The organism is Haloterrigena gelatinilytica (assembly GCF_013342145.1).
GTDB lineage: Archaea > Halobacteriota > Halobacteria > Halobacteriales > Natrialbaceae > Haloterrigena > Haloterrigena gelatinilytica.
The window spans coordinates 549742-565882 of sequence record NZ_JABUQZ010000001.1 but is presented as its reverse complement, the minus strand read 5'-3'; the positions used below and the strand labels follow the sequence as shown (position 1 = coordinate 565882).

Below are 16141 nucleotides of genomic sequence, written 5' to 3'. Positions count from 1 at the left end.
TGAGCAGGCTTTTGTCTTCCAGCCGTTTAAGACAGCCTCTCACTGCCGATAACGGTCAGCGTTCCATGATAGTCAGTTCGAGCCGAGCGGATCGGATCGCGGGCGACTCGAGGGCGGGCTCGCTCAGTCGAGTCGCGCCAGTCTGTTCATCGCGTACACCGTCCGCAGGACGTCCACGCTCTTCCCGCGATCGAAGACGAGTTCGTCGGTCTCGAGGACGTGCTCTAAGGTGTCCTGGGAGGCGTGTTCGGGTGCGGCGGCGATCCCCGCGTCGTGTTCGTCGGCCCACTTCATCACGCGCAGGTCGCTCTTCGAGTCGCCCATCACGAGCGAGAACGGATCGTCGACGCCCAACACGTCCAGCGCGCGTTCGACGCCGACGACCTTGTTCAACTCGAGGCTGCCGATCTCGGCCGCGTCGGCCTCGTAGTAGGCGACGTCGATCCGGTCGAGGACGTCAGTCAGCGGCTCGGGGACGGCGTCGCCATCGAGGTCGGGATAGCCGCCCTCGCTCTCGAGGACGCTCCTGATCTCGGGGTCCTGATCGGCGTAGAAGGCCCGCGTCCAGTCGGTGACCGTCTCGCCCGCGAGCTCGATCTCTCCGTCGTCGCGCGACGCCTCGAGGGCGGTGCCGACGGCGTCGGCCAGCAGGTCGATCAGGTAGACCAGCGCCGCGTCGATGGTCTCCCGGGCCTTCGCGGAGCCGGTCTCGTAGTTGGGCTTCATCGTGACGTTGAACTCGTTGCCCTGCAGGTGACAGCCCCGCCGGAGGTCCTCGGGGGCCTCGGGAAGCACCCGCGCGCGAACGTCGTCGAAGACGTCCCGGATCTCGGCGTCTAACTCCTCGTAGAGCAGTTGCTTCGTGTCGGCGCCGTGGCCCGGCGTGAACACGCCCGTCCCGGCCTCGTAGACGATCGAGAGGTTCCCCGAGTGGACGATCTCGCTGCCCAGCCCCTGGATGGCAAAGCCCTTGACGTTCTCTAAGGTCTGGCCGGTACAGATGACGATCGGAACGCCCGCCTCGTGGAACTCCGTCAGGACGTGGAGCGTGTCGCGGGGGATCTCGTTGTCCGTTCCCCCCGCAGAGCGCAACGTCTCGTCGACGTCCAACACGAGGACGTTGACCGCGCGACCGTACTTCGCCTCGAGGTCCAGCGCGGTGAAGGCCTGATCGCGGTCGGCGCGGGCGGCGACCTCCGCGAACGTCTCGCCGGCCGCGAAGTCGCCGCGGATCTCGTCTTTCCGCCGCTCGAGTTCCTCGTTGGCGCTCTGCCAGTGCTCGAGTGCGACGCGGGAGTCGATCGCCGGGAAGACGTCGACGAACGCCTGGTACTCCCGCAGCCGGTCCGTGTCGTACTCGTCGTAGAGCCGATAGACGAGATCGTATCGTTCCATGAGAGCTACTGACAGGAGCAGCCGGATAATCGTTTTCAGTGCCGGCGACGACGCGCGAGCGGGAGCGCTGTGTTTTTACTCGAATAGGAATAAATACTTAGTTCTGCGGTGCGTAGGCAGTTCACATGAAGGCTATCGCAGTCGAGCCCGGGGCGGGGACGCCGTCGTTGATCGACTTACCCGTTCCCGAACCAGCCCCCGGCGAAGCGCTCGTTCGGACGCTCCGCGTCGGCGTCGACGGCACCGACGACGAGGTCATCGCCGGCGGTCACGGCGGCGTCCCCGACGGCGACGACCGCCTCGTCCTCGGTCACGAGGCCGTCGGCGTCGTCGAAGATCCCAACGGCACCGACCTCGAGGAGGGCCAGTACGTCGTCCCGACGGTGCGACGACCGCCGCCGGATGTCGAGACGAACGTCTACTTCGAGCGCGGCGAGCCCGACATGGCGCCCGAGGGCGCGTACGTCGAGCGCGGAATCGTCGGCGCCCACGGCTTCATGGCCGAATACTTCACGAGCCCCGCCGACTGCCTCGTACCCATCTCCGCCGACCTCGCGCCGGTCGGCTTCCTCGTCGAGCCGATCAGCATCACCGAGAAGGCCATCGAACACGCCGCCGCGGCGCGGTCGGCGTTCGACTGGCAGCCCGAGTCCGTGCTCGTCCTCGGTAACGGTTCGTTAGGCCTGTTGACGGCGGCGATGTTCCGGACGACGATGGGATACGACCGGGTCTACTGTCTGGGCCGGCGCGACCGACCCCACCCGTCGATCGCCATCCTCGACGAACTCGACGTGACTTACATCGACTCCCGCGAGACGTCGGTCCCGGAGATTCCCGAGGTCTACGAGCCGATGGACGTCGTCTACGAGGCCACCGGCTACGCGAAACACGCGTTCGAGTCGATCGAGGCGCTCGCGCCCAACGGCGTCGCCGCCCTGCTGGGCGTCCCCGGCGACTGGAGCTTCGAGGTCGACGGCGGCCGCCTCCACCGCGAGATGGTCCTGCACAACAAGGCCGTCGTCGGCAGCGTCAACTCGAACCGCGACCACTTCGCGTCGGCCATCGATACGCTGGCCGGCCTGCCGTCGTGGGTCATCGAAGACGTCGTGAGCGGCGTCTACGGCCTCGAGGAGTACGAACGGGCGTTTTCGGACCCGACCGACGACGCGACTGCCGACGACGACACGACTATAAAAACGGCCGTCGAATTCAGTAATATATGAAAAACGTCGACGACCTCATCGAGAGCGCGGCCGAGCTCGCAGCCCGGGGCCTCTCGAAGGGAGAGATCGCGGACGAACTGAACGTCTCCCGGGAGACGGCGAGCTGGCTCGTCGAGCGCAGCGACGCGACGACACAGCCCAGCGACCGACCGCAGAACGGCGCCGCGAGCCCCAGCGGCCCCCAAGACATCCACGTCGATTGGTCGGCCATCGGCCGGGACAGCAAACGCATGGGCGCGATCGCGGAGGCGATGGCCGACATGCTCGCCAAACACGGCGAGGACGTCGACCTGACGATCGGCATCGAGAAGGCCGGCGGCCCCATCGCGACGCTGGTCGCCCGGGAACTCGAGACCGACCTGGGAACGTACACTCCCGCGAAACACCAGTGGGAGGAGGGCGACATCGATGAGTTAGGCGGTACGTTCAGCCGGAACTTCGCGGGCATCCGCGACCGCGAGTGCTACATCGTCGACGACACGATCACCAGCGGCACGACGATGCGCGAGACCATCGAGGCCATCCGCGCGGAGGGCGGCGAGCCGCTGGCCTGCGTGGTCCTCGCGGACAAGCAGGGCGTCGAGGAACTCGAGGGCGTCCCCGTCTACTCGCTGTTGCAGGTCATCAGCGTCGGCAAGGAGGAGTGAGCGAACCGACCGGTCGCGGTCGTCGCGCCGTCGCGACTCGGACACGGGAGCGACCGCCGGGTCAGTAACGGTTCGTTTTCCGATTCGATGTCGCCGAGTCGGGCGCCGGATTTCGCCCGAGCCGGTCGCCTCGGTCGCGCGTCCCCGTCGTCTCGGTCGGTCGATACCGGCTCGTCGGTCGCGCCTCGATCCCGGCCGCGTAAACACGCGTTGGTATCAGCGCCTCGCGGCTAGGCTCCACATTCTCTTGACTCTCACTCGCCGGCAATCTAGCGAGGCCACAATGACGACCCAACCTACTCGCAGACGAGTGATCGCACTGAGCGGCGCAGTCGGTCTCGCGGCGCTGGCCGGCTGTGGCGATGGTGGCGGCGGCAACGGCGAAGACCAGGAGGGACCGGAGGAAGAACCGGCGGCGCCGGAAGACAACGAATCGGAGACGCCGGAAGAAAACGAGAGCGAGGAGGAGAACGGTTTCGCGACCAACGAGACCGAGGACAACGAAACGAACGAGACTGACGGCAACGAGAGCGACGGCAACGACTCCGAAGAAAACGAAACGAACGGCGGCGGCGAATAACGCCGTCGAGGCGCGTCTCCGTCCCGAATCGAGATCGCACCGCGCACGGACTTCCCCGCGGGATACCGGTTGCGCTCGGCTCGGGACGGGGCGTGTTCCCCTCGAGCGCCGGGACGGGCTGGCTCCGTAGCGAACGCAGGGCGTGGGTTTTTCGCCGTGAAGCCGCCAGATTGGGTACAGATTGCCGTCTCCGTGAGTCGACGGCGCGCTCGCCGGCCCGGCCGCGGTCCGTCGTCGAGCGGGCGCCAGGAACGCGCCGATCGACCGGATTCGATCACCCACCGCCGAGTTACCGATTTCCCATGACACGAACACCGACGCGACGCCAGTACCTCACCGCAAGCGCTGTGGCCGGAATCACCGCCGTCGCCGGCTGCGGCGGCGACTCAAACGAAGACGAAGGACCCGAAGAGAACGAGACCGACGACGAACCCGTCGAGAACGTCAACTACTCGGATCCGGAGGGCGAGCTCGCGTTCGTCCAACCGGAAGACGGCGCCGAGGTCTCGAGCCCCGTCGGAATCGAAATGGAGGTCGAGAACTTCGAACTGCAGCCGGTCGGCGAGGATACGACGGCCGAGAACGGGGCCGGACACCTCCACGTGATCGTCGACGAGGGCTGCGTCGAACCGGAGTACGTGATTCCCCAGGAAGACGGCTTTTACCACCTCTCGGAGGGCGAACTCGAGACCGAACTCGAACTCGAGCCGGGGGAGCACGAGCTCTGTGCCCAGGCCGGTGACGCCCAGCACAACGCCTACGACATGACCGACGAGATCTCGATCACGGTCACCGAGGGCGACGGCGGGGAGAGCGGAAACGAAAGCGAAGACGGCAGCGGAAACGAATCCGACGGCGAGAGCAACTCCAGCGACGAGTAATCGCCTTCGGAGCGTTGTGCAGTCGCTGGTGACGGGTAGCGTCGATAAAAAGACGGAGCAGTCGTGGACGAGTTAGCCGTGGATTCCCATCGCTTCGATCTGTTCTTGGTACCGGTTCCGGATGGTCACTTCCGTGACCTGCGCGACGTCGGCGACCTCTCGCTGGGTCTTCTTCTCGTTACAGAGCAGCGAGGCGGCGTAGATCGCGGCGGCCGCGTAGCCGGTGGGCGACTTGCCCGAGAGGAGCCCTTCCTCGGCGGTCTTCTCGATGATCTCGTTGGCCTTGGTCTGGACTTCCTCGGAGAGTTCGAGTTCGGAACAGAAGCGGGGGACGTACTTTTTCGGGTCGACGGGGCGCATCTCGAGACCGAGTTCCTGCGAGATGTACCGATACGTGCGACCGATCTCTTTGCGTTCGACGCGAGAGACTTCCGAGATTTCCTCGAGGGAGCGCGGGATGCCTTCCTTCCGACAGGCGGCGTACAGCGCGGAGGTGGCCACGCCTTCGATCGAGCGGCCACGGATGAGGTCTTCCTTCAGCGCGCGGCGATAGATGACTGAGGCGACCTCGCGGACGGACCGAGGGACCCCGAGCGCGGAGGCCATCCGGTCGATCTCGCTGAGCGCGAACTGCAGATTCCGCTCCCCGGCGTCTTTGGTACGGATGCGTTCCTGCCACTTGCGCAGTCGGTGCATCTGACTGCGCTTCTTCGAGGAGATGGAGCGACCGTAGGCGTCTTTGTCCTTCCAGTCGATGGTCGTCGTCAGTCCCTTGTCGTGCATCGTCTGGGTCGTCGGCGCGCCGACGCGGGACTTCTCCTGTCGCTCCTGATGATTGAACGCCCGCCACTCCGGGCCGGGGTCAATTTTTTCCTCCTCCACGACGAGCCCACAGTCTTCACAGATGAGCTCACCCCGGTCGGAGTCCTTTACGAGATTGTCCGATTCACACTCGGGGCAAGCGCGTACCCCTTCCTGATCCTCGGTCTCGTCCGTCTCACGCGTTCGCTCCCGCTGGCGGGTGGACCGTGTCATCGCACTTTTATAGTAGTATCACCATCGCATATAAATCCTTGGTCGGTGTTTTCCGCCACTGAGGAATATCGGACGATATCGGGAACTACAGCGCTTCAGAAGCGGGGTTTACGATTTGATACCGGAAAGACTTTATCCGATTCCGGCGGATATCGGCAACGAATGCCGGTCATCGAGTGCGACGTCGAGACGGCTCGAGCACGACTCGAGGAAGCAGGGGTGTCGGTCGAGTCCGGAAACACGGATCACGAGCGTTGGCGGGCGAGCCGCGGCTCCGCGACGGCCGTCGCCTACGACGAGAAGGTCGTCATCCAGGGATCGAACCCGCGGGACCTCGAGGCGCTGTTGCGCGAGGGCGGCGGGCGCGCGCACGTCTACTTCGACGGCGGCTCGCGCGGGAACCCCGGCCCGGCCGCGATCGGCTGGGTGATCGTCACCGGCGACGGGATCGTCGCCGAGGACGGCGAGACGATCGGAACGGCGACCAACAATCAGGCCGAGTACGAGGCGCTGATCGCCGGCCTCGAGGCCGCTCGCGACTACGGCTACGACGAGGTCCACGTCCGCGGCGACTCCGAACTGATCGTCAAGCAGGTCCGCGGCGAGTACGACACCAACAACCCCGAGCTCCGCGAGAAGCGCGTCACCGTCCACGAACTGCTCGGCGCGTTCGACGAATGGACCCTCGAGTACGTCCCGCGCGAGGTCAACGACCGCGCGGACGGGCTCGTGAACGAGGCGCTGGACGCGGCCTGAGCCGGACCTCCCGTCCGGCCGGCGCGGACCGGCAAGGGAAAAAGTCCTCGAGGCCGTACGGTTCGGTATGACCGACTCGAACGAATCGCTCGCCGAAACCGGCGCCGACTCCGACGACGGAGCCGGCGACCTCGAGACCACGGAACTTCCTGCAGACGTCGTCGACGAGGCCGAACGGCTCACGCGGATCGCGCGCGAGACGCCCGACGAGAACGAGGCCGAAGCGCGCAGGGAGCGGCGCGCGACGCTTCTCTCCGAGTACGATTTCACCGCCCGGGTTCGCGACGACGACGGCGGCGACACCCTCGTCCTCCATCCCGCGGAGTGGCACGACAGTGAACGGGGCGTCATCCGGACCGACCGGATCGCCGACCTCTCGCGCGCGGTCGAGATCCCCCTCGAAGGGACGGGCGATCCGGACGACTGGAACGACGTCGCGGCGCGCAACCGGGAGCTCGTCGAGCGCGTCCGCGAGAACCACGGCGACGTCCACGGCGACAACGCCGCGACGCTCGCCGATTTCGCGAGCAACCACTACGCGAAGCCGATCGCGGAGCTCACGGACGCGGAGCTCCGGGAGTTCCGTACCGAGTACTTCGTGAGAAATGCGTGGCCGTCCGCCGAACAGCGGGACGCGATCGCGGAATCGATCGAGCTGATCTCCGAGACGGCCGATCGTTCGGTCCCCGACCGCCGGGGCCGATAACCGCAACGAGTGGTTCTGGTGGAATCGCAGCCGCGTGCGTTAGTAGCTGTTCTCGACGATGTCGCGGATCTCGTCGGCGCGCTCGTCGTCGGTGACGATCTTCGAGAGCGACCACTGGACGCCGTCGAGGACGGCGTCGTAGCCGTCGTCGGTCAGCGAGTACTGGTTGGTTCGCTTGTCGAGTTCGCTCTTCTCGACCAGCCCGAGGTCGACGAGTTCGTCGAGGTTCGGGTAGAGACGCCCGTGGTTTACTTCCGTTCCGTAGTAGTCCTCGAGTTCGCGCTTGATCGCCAGGCCGTACATCGGCTCTTTGGCCAGGATCGTGAGGATGTTGGTCTGGAACGCGGTGAGTTCGCGTGCAATACTCTGTTCGCCGGTGATTGATTGTGCCTCTGACATACTTGTGCAAATGTCACCAGACTATTTAAGACTTGTCAACTAATCCCTCGTATGCGCGACCGGCGGCTAGCCGATCGGCTCTGCGACCGCCGGACACTGGTGGGTCTTGTCCGGATCTCATGTCGTGTATCTGGCAACCGTCGTCTACAATGTGACACTCGATTACGAAAGTACTTTTTGATCCACCGATGGAGTCTCCGGTACATGGTCAACCTCTGGGAAGACCTCGAGACCGGACCGAATCCGCCAGAAGAGATCTACGCCGTCGTGGAGTGTCTCAAGGGCGAGCGAAACAAGTACGAGTACGAGAAGGACATCCCGGGCGTCGTCCTCGACCGCGTGCTCCACAGCAACGTCCACTATCCGAGCGACTACGGTTTCATCCCGCAGTCCTACTACGACGACGAGGACCCCTTCGACGTGCTCGTCCTCGTCGAGGATCAGACGTTCCCCGGCTGCGTCATCGAAGCCCGTCCCGTCGCGCTGATGAAGATGGACGACGACGGCGAGCAGGACGACAAGGTCATCGCGGTCCCCAGCGAGGATCCGCGCTACGACCACATCGAAGATCTCGACGACATCCCCCAGCAGCAACTCGACGAGATCGACGAGTTCTTCGCGACCTACAAGAACTTGGAGGAAGGCAAGGAAGTCGAGACGCAGGGCTGGGAGGACAAGCAGGCCGCCTACGACGCGATCGAACACGCACAGGAGCTCTACGAGGAGAACTTCTAGTCGCTCCCGCGGCTCGCCACGTCGTTTTTTCGCGCCGCCGACGACGGTTCCGCCAGCGGTCGTTACCGGATTCGCGCGAGTTATGTTCGTCCGCGCGGCTCATGCATTATGAGCATGGGTAATTTTATCCCCCTCGCAGCGGTACGTCTATTCGTCATGGCAGCCACCAACCCCTCCGCGCGAACGTCCGACGACGACGCCGACGTCCCCGAGTCCGGCGTCGGTATGGCCCACCTGACGGTCGTTCCCGAGAACTTCGATCCGGCCGAGGGCGACGAGGACGAGTAAGCCCGCTGCCCCCGTCGCAGGCCTCGAGTCAGTCGTTCGAGCGGTCATTGCATCGCTGTCGGGCTCTGAGCCGTCCCGCCATCGGTGCCGTACGGTCCCACGTGAACTAGTGTCAGTTGTTCTCAACACAGTGTCTCGAAACGAAGGTTCTTGTATGCGGTCGAACTACCCACGCCCATGGGTCTGTTCGATCGACTGCGGGGCGACGACGCCCCCCGTGTCGCGTTTATTGGGGTCGACGGCGTGCCGTATAGTCTCCTCTCGGAGAACGAAGAACTGTTCCCGAACTTCGCCGCGATCGCCGACGAAGGGACGGCCGGTGAGATCTCGAGCATCGTTCCGCCCGAGTCCAGCGCCTGCTGGCCGTCGCTGACGACCGGGGTCAACCCCGGCGAGACCGGCGTTTACGGCTTTCAGGACCGCGAGGTCGGCACCTACGACACCTACGTCCCGATGGGACGGGAGGTCCAGGCCGACCGCGTCTGGGACCGCGTCCAGGAGGACGGCCGCAAGGCGACGGTGCTGAACGTCCCCGTCACCTTCCCGCCCCAGCGCAACGTCCAGCGGATGGTCTCCGGATTCCTCTCGCCGGGGCTGGAGAAGGCGGCCTACCCCGACGACGTCCGCGACTACCTCGAGACGCTGGACTACCGGATCGACGTCAACCCGAAACTCGGCCACCAGGAGGACAAATCGGAGTTCATCGAGGACGCCCACGCGACGGTCGACGCGCGCTTCGAGGCCTTCAAACACTACATCGAGGAGGACGACTGGGACCTCTTCTTCGGCGTCTTCATGACGACCGACCGGGTCAACCACTTCCTCTTTAAGGACTACGAGCGCGACGGCGAGTACAAGGACGAGTTCATCGACTTCTATCGGAAGGTCGACGACTACATCGGTCGGCTCCGCGACGCGCTGCCCGATGACGTCACCATGATCGTCGCCTCCGACCACGGCTTCACCAGCCTCGACTACGAGGTCCACTTCAACGAGTGGCTCCGAGAGGAGGGCTGGCTCTCCTTCAAGACCGACGACCCCGAGGAACTCGGCGACATCGCCGACGACACCAAGGCCTACTCGTTCATTCCGGGTCGGTTCTACATCAACCTCGAGGGTCGGGAACCGCGCGGCTCCGTCCCCGAGGACGAGTACGACGAGGTCCGCGACCAGCTCAAGGCCGATCTGGAAGCGCTCGAGGGCCCCGACGGCAACAAGGTCGTCGAGCGCGTCGTCGAGAAGGAGGAAGCCTTCCGCGGCGACCACGACGACATCGCGCCGGACCTGGTCGCGATCCCGAACAAGGGCTTCGACCTCAAGTCCGGGTTCAAGGCCGATTCGGACATCTTCACGAGCGGCCCGCGAAACGGCATGCACAGCTTCGACAACACGTCGCTGTACATCGACACGCCCGAAGCCACGATCGGCGACGCCGACCTCTTCGACATCACGCCGACCATTCTCGACCTGCTCGAGGTCGACTACGGCCGCGGCGAGTTCGACGGCGCGAGCCTGCTCTAGGCCCGCGGCGTCGCGCTCGAGTCCGTCCGCGTCCCGAACCCAATTCGAGGCCGTTTTCCGCCCGGCAACGAACCGACGGGCATGGAAGAAGTCATCCGCGCCAGCGGTCACGAGAACGTCTCCGCGGAGCACGCGAGCACGTTCGAGGTAACGACCGACGACTACCTCACTCCCGCCGGGGACTGCATCCTCGCCGTTGAGGCCGACCGTGCGCCCGCTGACTTCGATCCCGAGTTCGTCGAGGCCTGCCGGGACCGCGAGGCCACGATCGCGTTCACGATCGACGCAGGCGGCTATACGGAGACCGTCGAGGGGCGCGGCGATCCCGACCTCGAGTTCACTAACGAGCGCAGCGCAGTCGGACGGACGAGCGACTACGTCGACGACCGGACGATCATGAACGGCGCGGCGTTCGCGGCCGAGGGGTTCGATCGGGACCTCGTCGAGGCGCTGGCCGACGGCGCCGAGGTAACGGTGACGATCAGCGTCGAGTGATTTCTTTAATAACTGAAACTGGACGTCCCATCGTCACCGCTTCAATCGTGTGACCGGGCCTAATCCCGACGGCCAGTCCGGCGCTTCCGGCCGGACCCCCATCGCGGCCCGTACTCGAGTTCGGTGAGCACGGGCAAGTGGTCGGACCGATAGGCGTCCTCGAGAATCGGCAGCGTCCGATACCAGTTTACGGTCGCGGTGTCCCCCGTGAAGACGTAGTCGATTCGATCGCCGACCCGGTTCGTGAAGCCGTGGTACGTCCCCCACGGGCCGGCGACGGTTGCCGTATCGGCCTCGCGACGGGGATCGACGAGTGGCGACGTCTCGTCGTCGTTCAGTCCGGTCATGATCCGATACGGGTTACGACTCGGCTTCGCGTTGAAGTCGCCCATCGCGACGACGTCCATTCCGTCGGCCGCCCGCTCACGCGCTCGCTCGAGGATGAGTCGCGCCGACTCGGCGCGCGCTGTCTCGCTCACGTGAGAGAAGTGGGTGTTGCAGAACCAGATCCGGCGGCCGCTCTCGCGGTGGCGCAGGCTCGCCCACGTCGTCACGCGCGGTAGGTCTGCGTCCCAGCCGACGCTCGGTTCCGCCGGCGTCTCCGAGAGCCAGAATGCGCCCCGGTCGAGCATCTCGAACCGATCCGCTCGCCACGCGACGGGGACCATTTCGCCCTCGCGGTCGCCGTCGTCCCGACCGACACCGTACCATTCGTACGCCTCGAGTCGGTTCCGGAGGTCGTCGTACTGGTTCGCGAGCGCCTCCTGAACGCCGAGGAGATCGGGCTCGGCCTCGGTGACGGTCTCAGTGACCCGACCCAAACGCTCGTCCCACGAGTGCTCGTCGGACGGGTTATCGTACCGAACGTTGAACGAACAGGCCCTGATCGTTGTAGACCGTCTCGAAAATCCAAATCGACGCCGTCCGTCAGCTGTCGCTTCGGTCGAGTCGTCAGCCGCCGAAGCAGCCCCCGAGCCGAGAACCGATCCGATCGCTGCACCGCCGATTCCGCGAACGACCGTTCGCCGTTGGTACTCGTCGAACATCACTCGAATCGGCGGGACATCAAAATAATATGTTTTATAATTCCGATATATTATAAAATATACCGATAGGGTATCCCCCGTGGAGATGGATATTCACGGGGTTTCGATACCGAAACGAATCGCGAACAGGGGTTCGACTCCGATCGAGATCGGTATCCACACGTATCACCGGGACCTATCGACGCGTATGAGCGACGACGACGAACCCGCCGTCAACATCAGCGGCGGCGTCGAGGGCGGCGGCGCCGCGGCCGAGTTCGACCCGGCGACGGCCGACACCCGAGCGGAGGAAGTCGTCGACCGACTCGGAGAACTGTACTGGCAGAAAACGTACGGCGGCCAGGACGCCTTCACGTGCCTCGTCCGCACGATCCTGAGCCAGAACACCAGCGACAAGGCGAGCCAGCCGGCCCACGACGCGCTGATCGACAGGTATGACGGTCCCGATGTCGACCTCGCCGAGTCGCTCGCAGACGCTGAACAGTCGCGCCTCGCGGAGACGATCAGCTCCGCGGGCCTCTACAACCAAAAATCGGAGGTGCTGATCAGGACCGCCGAGTGGGTCCTCGAGGAGTTCGGCTCCGCCGCGGCGTTCGACGCGTTCGTCAGGGACGAGGAGCCCGCCGCGGTCCGGGAGACGCTCCTCTCGGTTCGCGGCGTCGGCCCGAAGACCGCCGACTGCGTCCTGCTGTTCGCGGGCGGTCGCGGCGGCGTCTTCCCCGTCGACACCCACGTCCACCGGATCTACCGCCGCACGGGCATCGCGCCGGCCGACGCCGACCACGAGGGCGTTCGCGCGGTGCTCGAGCGCGAGGTGCCCGCCGCCAAGTGCGGATTCGGCCACACCGCGACGATCCAGTTCGGCCGCGAGTACTGCACGGCGCGCAAGCCGGCCTGCCTCGAGGATCCCGACGCCTGCCCGATGGCCGATCTGTGCGAGCAGGTGGGCGTCTACCCCGCGACGGGCGAGGTCGTCGATCCGGCCGACGCCCCCGAAGCGAGCGACTGAGTCGAAGCGTCCGCGGCCCGCGTCCGGATCGCTACTCGCCCCGAATTCGGGTTTTCATCGCGAGTATAAGGCCTACGACTCCCGGTTCCCTACGGTCAGGGAACGGAGTATCGGAGCCCGTCGCCGCTCGAGTGGGTCGGCTATCCCGAGGCCGTTCGGCTCGTCCACGAAAGCGGCCGGGAAGGGGACCGTCCCGCGGAGACGGACGACTGACCGGCCGGCGGCGCGTCGCCTCGACGCATCGCCTGCGTATCCCGGTCGAATTCTTTTTCTCGCTCTCAGCGTACTGCCGAGCGATTTCATCCTGCAGTCTCCCACGATGGACGAAACACTTCGTCGCGCGCTCTACGACTTCGGGACGCTCGTCAAGGTCTACGCCTTCCTGCCGGCGCTCTCGATCGTCGTCGCGGTCGGCTGGCGCGAGTTCTACGCGATTCCAGCGTTTCTGCTCACCGCGGTGGTGGCCGCCGGTCTCGGCCGCGGTCTCGAGGCCGTCTTCGACGCGCCCGACGAAGTCGACGGCATGTCGGCGGGAGTGATCACCGTCTCCGTCGGCTGGTTCGTCGCCGGCCTCCTGAGCGCGCTGCCGCTGTTGCTGGTCGCCTGGACGGTTCGCCTCCAGCCGCCGATGCTGGCCGCACCGGAGATGACGGTCTCGCTCGCGACCTTTCTCGCGCCGGTCGATGCGGTCTTCGAAGGAATGAGCGGCGTCACGGGGACGGGATTTAGCATGGCGTCCGACCCCGGCCAACTGCCGCGGAGTCTGCAGTGGTGGCGCTCGCTGATTCAGTGGGTCGGCGGCATCGGCGTCGTCGTCCTCGCGGCGGCGTTCGTCAGCAGCGAGGAGAGCGACTCGTTCTCGGCGGTCCACGGCAATATGGCCCCGACGGAGTCGATCCGGTCGACGACCGCCGGCACTGCCGCGGCGCTGTGGTGGCTGCTCGCCCTGCTGACCGTCGCGAGCGCCTGCTGGCTGTGGCTGGTCGGCATGACACCCTGGGCGGCGCTCAACCACGCGATGACCGGCGTCACGACCGGCGGCTTCACGATCACCGCCTCGAGCATCGAATCGTACGGCGATCCGGTACTCGAGGCGGCCCTGCTGCCCGTCATGACCGTTGGCGCCGTCTCCTTCAGCCTCCTCTTCTTCCTCTTTCGCGGCGACCTCGACAGGATCTGGGGGGACGCCCAGACGACGTGGCTGTTCGGCGCGCTGGCGGTCGGAACGGCCCTCACCGTCGGCGTTCTGCTCGCCACGGTCTCGTACCCGACCGCCGCCGCGTCGGTCCGTTACGGCACGTTCCAGCTCGTTTCGGGGCTGACCTGTACCGGGTTCCAGACGGATACCGGACTCGGCGGCTCGTGGGCCGCGCCGGGATTGTTAGCCGTTACGCTCTCGATGATCGTCGGCGGTGCGGCCGGCTCGACCGCGGGTGGCGTCAAGATCGTTCGCGTTCGCCGGCTCCTGCTCGATGCGCCGGAACACGGGATGGACGTCTACGACCCGTCCGAGTCGACGGCCGATACCGCCGGCGGCGCGTCGGCGGCGTTCGACACCGCCGCGATTATCGCCGTGCTCTGGTTCGGTCTGCTGTTCGTGACGAGCCTCGTCGCCCTGCTCGTCCTCCCGAACGGGTACGCGACCGCGAACGTCCTCTTCGAAGTCGCCAGCGTCCAGAGCAACGTCGGCCTGAGCGCCGGCATCGTCGACGCAACGATACCCGCCTCGCTCAAGGTCACGCTCGTGTTTGCGATGTGGATCGGCCGCCTCGAGATCGTCCCCGTGCTCGTTACGGGCCAGCTCCTGTACGAGGAGGTGAGCTGAGTGGTCGATCTCGAGCCGTTCCTCGAGGCGCCGTTCGAGGAGGCGTCGAACCTGTCGTTCGAGGTCCTGCTGGGGCTCGGCGTCACGTTGTGGGTAGCGGTCGCCGTCCTGGGTCGGTCGACGATGACAATGGCCGCCGTCGCCATCTACCTCCTGTTGATTCCCGGCTACGTCGGGTATCGGATTCGTGTCTGGAAGGGTGCCGACGAATCGAACGCCGACGCGGACGATAGCGGCGACGAAGCCGCCGACGGGACCGATACCGATGGGGACAACGGGAGTGGCGACGATGGCGACGGTTGACCGCGAGCACGACTTCGACTCCGCCCGACTACCGACGTGTGAGCGGCGACGAACGACTCGCTATCGAACCGGTCGCAGCCGAAACTGGTAGCTATTTGAAACGTTCCACCGAGTCCACAACGACTTTATGTCGGCATCAGCGATGACCGGGGTACCAATGGCTGCAGACCCTGATCGGGTTGCAGAGACGAGCGAAAGTACGAGTGAATCAGTGACTGACGCCGCGGGTTCTTCTGTCTCACGTCGCCGCCTGCTGTCTGCGACAGCGGTCGGGTCGGCGACCGCCCTCGCCGGCTGTACCGAACTGCTCTCGAGCGGGAGCGGCGATCCGCTTCGCGTCAGCGTCTGGAGCGGGAACTACGCCGACCGATTCGAAGAAGCGGTCGTCCCGAGATACGAGGACGAGTTCGACGCGGAGATTCAGATCGAACCCGGTTGGGGCGACATCCTCACCGACATTCAGACGGCGGCGGACGACGATCCGCCCTACGACGTCACCATCACGGAAGGGAACTTCTACTACTACGGCAGACAGGACGATCTCTTCCACGAGATCAGGACGGAGAACGTCCCCAACGCCGACGAACTCATCGATTACTACGCGGACTTTCGAACCACGGAGTACGGGATGCCGGTCGACGGCGCCCCCTGTACCATCATCCACCGCGAGGAGATGGAGTCGGAGATCGAATCGTGGAGCGACCTCTCCGGCTCGGCCGTCGCGGAGAGCAACGGCGTCGGCGTCGACACCGGCTTCTGGTGGTACCCGATGTACGCCGCCGCCGTCGGGATGGACGACGCGGAACTCGGCGAGGAGATGCACGACGCCGACCACCACGACGACGTCCTCGAGACCGTCCGGAACTGGCCGATCGAGAGCTGGGCGGAGTCCGGACAGGACGTCTGGCAGGCCTTCCAGGACGACATCATCGACGTCGCCCAGTGGTACTACGAGCAGACGGCGTACGACATCGACGACTACGAGGGGCTGACTCACACGATGCCGGAGCAGACGACCGGCTACCTGAACCACTGGTGTGTCGTCAAGGGCACCGACAAACGCGACCGGGCCGAGGAGTTCATCAACTTCCTCATGGACGCGGAGGTCCAGACGGCGTGGTCCGAGGAGATGCCGACCCTGTTCTGTAACGAGAACACCGAGTACGCCGGCGACCTCGCGGACGATCTGCCGAGCGACAGCGAGGAGGCGTCGAACATCGCCTTCCCCGACTGGGAGTTCCTCGCCGAACACAGCGGCGACCTCTCCGACGAGTTCTCCGCGATGCGGAATTCCTGA

At 65.4% G+C, this 16141-nt stretch carries 18 protein-coding genes; 14 read left to right on the top strand and 4 right to left on the bottom strand.

Going from position 1 to position 16141, the window contains the following annotated elements; all coding sequences use genetic code 11:
- Positions 1 to 123: 123 nt before the first annotated feature.
- On the bottom strand, positions 124 to 1395 hold the full coding sequence (locus tag HTZ84_RS02780; protein WP_174679288.1) for an HAD family hydrolase: 1272 nt from the start codon (positions 1393 to 1395) through the stop codon (positions 124 to 126).
- 125 nt (positions 1396 to 1520) lie between these two features.
- On the opposite strand from HTZ84_RS02780, the gene HTZ84_RS02775 reads away from it, so the two are divergent.
- From HTZ84_RS02775 to HTZ84_RS02760, 4 genes are all read left to right on the top strand, one after another.
- Positions 1521 to 2618 (top strand): glucose 1-dehydrogenase, encoded by a 1098-nt coding sequence (locus HTZ84_RS02775; RefSeq protein ID WP_174679287.1) that lies wholly within the window; start codon positions 1521 to 1523, stop codon positions 2616 to 2618.
- The gene (gene gfcR, locus HTZ84_RS02770; RefSeq protein WP_174679286.1) at positions 2615 to 3265 is read left to right on the top strand and encodes a transcriptional regulator GfcR; all 651 of its coding nucleotides are present in this window, start codon (positions 2615 to 2617) and stop codon (positions 3263 to 3265) included. Before HTZ84_RS02775 ends, gfcR begins: the two co-directional genes overlap by 4 nt.
- 283 nt (positions 3266 to 3548) lie before the next feature.
- Entirely contained in the window at positions 3549 to 3845 is a 297-nt protein-coding gene (locus tag HTZ84_RS02765; RefSeq protein ID WP_174679285.1) for a hypothetical protein, read from the top strand.
- A gap of 302 nt (positions 3846 to 4147) precedes the next feature.
- Positions 4148 to 4726, top strand: coding sequence for a DUF4399 domain-containing protein (locus HTZ84_RS02760; protein ID WP_174679284.1), 579 nt, complete (start codon positions 4148 to 4150; stop codon positions 4724 to 4726).
- Between the two features lie 72 nt (positions 4727 to 4798).
- Here the strand turns inward: HTZ84_RS02760 and HTZ84_RS02755 are convergent, their stop codons facing one another.
- On the bottom strand, positions 4799 to 5761 hold the full coding sequence (locus HTZ84_RS02755) for a transcription initiation factor IIB (protein ID WP_006108914.1): 963 nt from the start codon (positions 5759 to 5761) through the stop codon (positions 4799 to 4801).
- Positions 5762 to 5923: 162 nt separating this feature from the next.
- Here HTZ84_RS02755 and rnhA point away from each other — a divergent pair, with 162 nt between their 5' ends.
- Together rnhA and HTZ84_RS02745 are read left to right on the top strand one after the other, a co-directional pair.
- Positions 5924 to 6517: a ribonuclease HI gene (gene rnhA, locus HTZ84_RS02750; RefSeq protein ID WP_174679283.1), complete on the top strand. Its 594-nt coding sequence runs from the start codon at positions 5924 to 5926 to the stop codon at positions 6515 to 6517.
- 67 nt (positions 6518 to 6584) lie between these two features.
- Positions 6585 to 7223: a DUF7108 family protein gene (locus HTZ84_RS02745; RefSeq protein ID WP_174679282.1), complete on the top strand. Its 639-nt coding sequence runs from the start codon at positions 6585 to 6587 to the stop codon at positions 7221 to 7223.
- Positions 7224 to 7262: 39 nt separating this feature from the next.
- Here HTZ84_RS02745 and HTZ84_RS02740 read toward each other — a convergent pair whose 3' ends face one another.
- Positions 7263 to 7622 (bottom strand): PadR family transcriptional regulator, encoded by a 360-nt coding sequence (locus HTZ84_RS02740; protein ID WP_008894507.1) that lies wholly within the window; start codon positions 7620 to 7622, stop codon positions 7263 to 7265.
- 204 nt (positions 7623 to 7826) lie between these two features.
- On the opposite strand from HTZ84_RS02740, the gene HTZ84_RS02735 reads away from it, so the two are divergent.
- The 4 genes from HTZ84_RS02735 to HTZ84_RS02725 all read left to right on the top strand — a co-directional run bounded on the left by HTZ84_RS02735 (position 7827) and on the right by HTZ84_RS02725 (position 10661).
- Positions 7827 to 8357 carry an inorganic diphosphatase gene (locus HTZ84_RS02735; RefSeq protein ID WP_008894506.1) on the top strand — a complete coding sequence of 177 codons (531 nt, stop codon included), beginning with the start codon at positions 7827 to 7829 and terminating at the stop codon, positions 8355 to 8357.
- A 156-nt stretch (positions 8358 to 8513) separates the two neighbouring features.
- Entirely contained in the window at positions 8514 to 8645 is a 132-nt protein-coding gene (locus HTZ84_RS22995; protein WP_256402102.1) for a hypothetical protein, read from the top strand.
- A 177-nt stretch (positions 8646 to 8822) separates the two neighbouring features.
- Positions 8823 to 10166, top strand: a complete 1344-nt coding sequence (locus HTZ84_RS02730) for an alkaline phosphatase family protein (RefSeq protein WP_174679281.1) — start codon at positions 8823 to 8825, stop codon at positions 10164 to 10166.
- An 81-nt stretch (positions 10167 to 10247) separates the two neighbouring features.
- On the top strand, positions 10248 to 10661 hold the full coding sequence (locus HTZ84_RS02725) for a DUF371 domain-containing protein (protein ID WP_174679280.1): 414 nt from the start codon (positions 10248 to 10250) through the stop codon (positions 10659 to 10661).
- A gap of 59 nt (positions 10662 to 10720) precedes the next feature.
- On the opposite strand, the gene HTZ84_RS02720 is transcribed toward HTZ84_RS02725, so the two are convergent.
- Positions 10721 to 11548, bottom strand: coding sequence for an endonuclease/exonuclease/phosphatase family protein (locus tag HTZ84_RS02720; protein ID WP_309138816.1), 828 nt, complete (start codon positions 11546 to 11548; stop codon positions 10721 to 10723).
- A gap of 346 nt (positions 11549 to 11894) precedes the next feature.
- Here HTZ84_RS02720 and HTZ84_RS02715 point away from each other — a divergent pair, with 346 nt between their 5' ends.
- The 4 genes from HTZ84_RS02715 to HTZ84_RS02700 all read left to right on the top strand — a co-directional run bounded on the left by HTZ84_RS02715 (position 11895) and on the right by HTZ84_RS02700 (position 16141).
- The gene (locus HTZ84_RS02715) at positions 11895 to 12716 is read left to right on the top strand and encodes an endonuclease III domain-containing protein (RefSeq protein ID WP_174679278.1); all 822 of its coding nucleotides are present in this window, start codon (positions 11895 to 11897) and stop codon (positions 12714 to 12716) included.
- A 319-nt stretch (positions 12717 to 13035) separates the two neighbouring features.
- Positions 13036 to 14541: a TrkH family potassium uptake protein gene (locus HTZ84_RS02710; RefSeq protein WP_174679277.1), complete on the top strand. Its 1506-nt coding sequence runs from the start codon at positions 13036 to 13038 to the stop codon at positions 14539 to 14541.
- Positions 14542 to 14844 carry a hypothetical protein gene (locus HTZ84_RS02705; RefSeq protein WP_174679276.1) on the top strand — a complete coding sequence of 101 codons (303 nt, stop codon included), beginning with the start codon at positions 14542 to 14544 and terminating at the stop codon, positions 14842 to 14844. It begins immediately after the preceding gene.
- 157 nt (positions 14845 to 15001) lie between these two features.
- Complete coding sequence (locus HTZ84_RS02700; RefSeq protein ID WP_174679275.1) at positions 15002 to 16141, top strand: ABC transporter substrate-binding protein; 1140 nt, start codon at positions 15002 to 15004, stop codon at positions 16139 to 16141.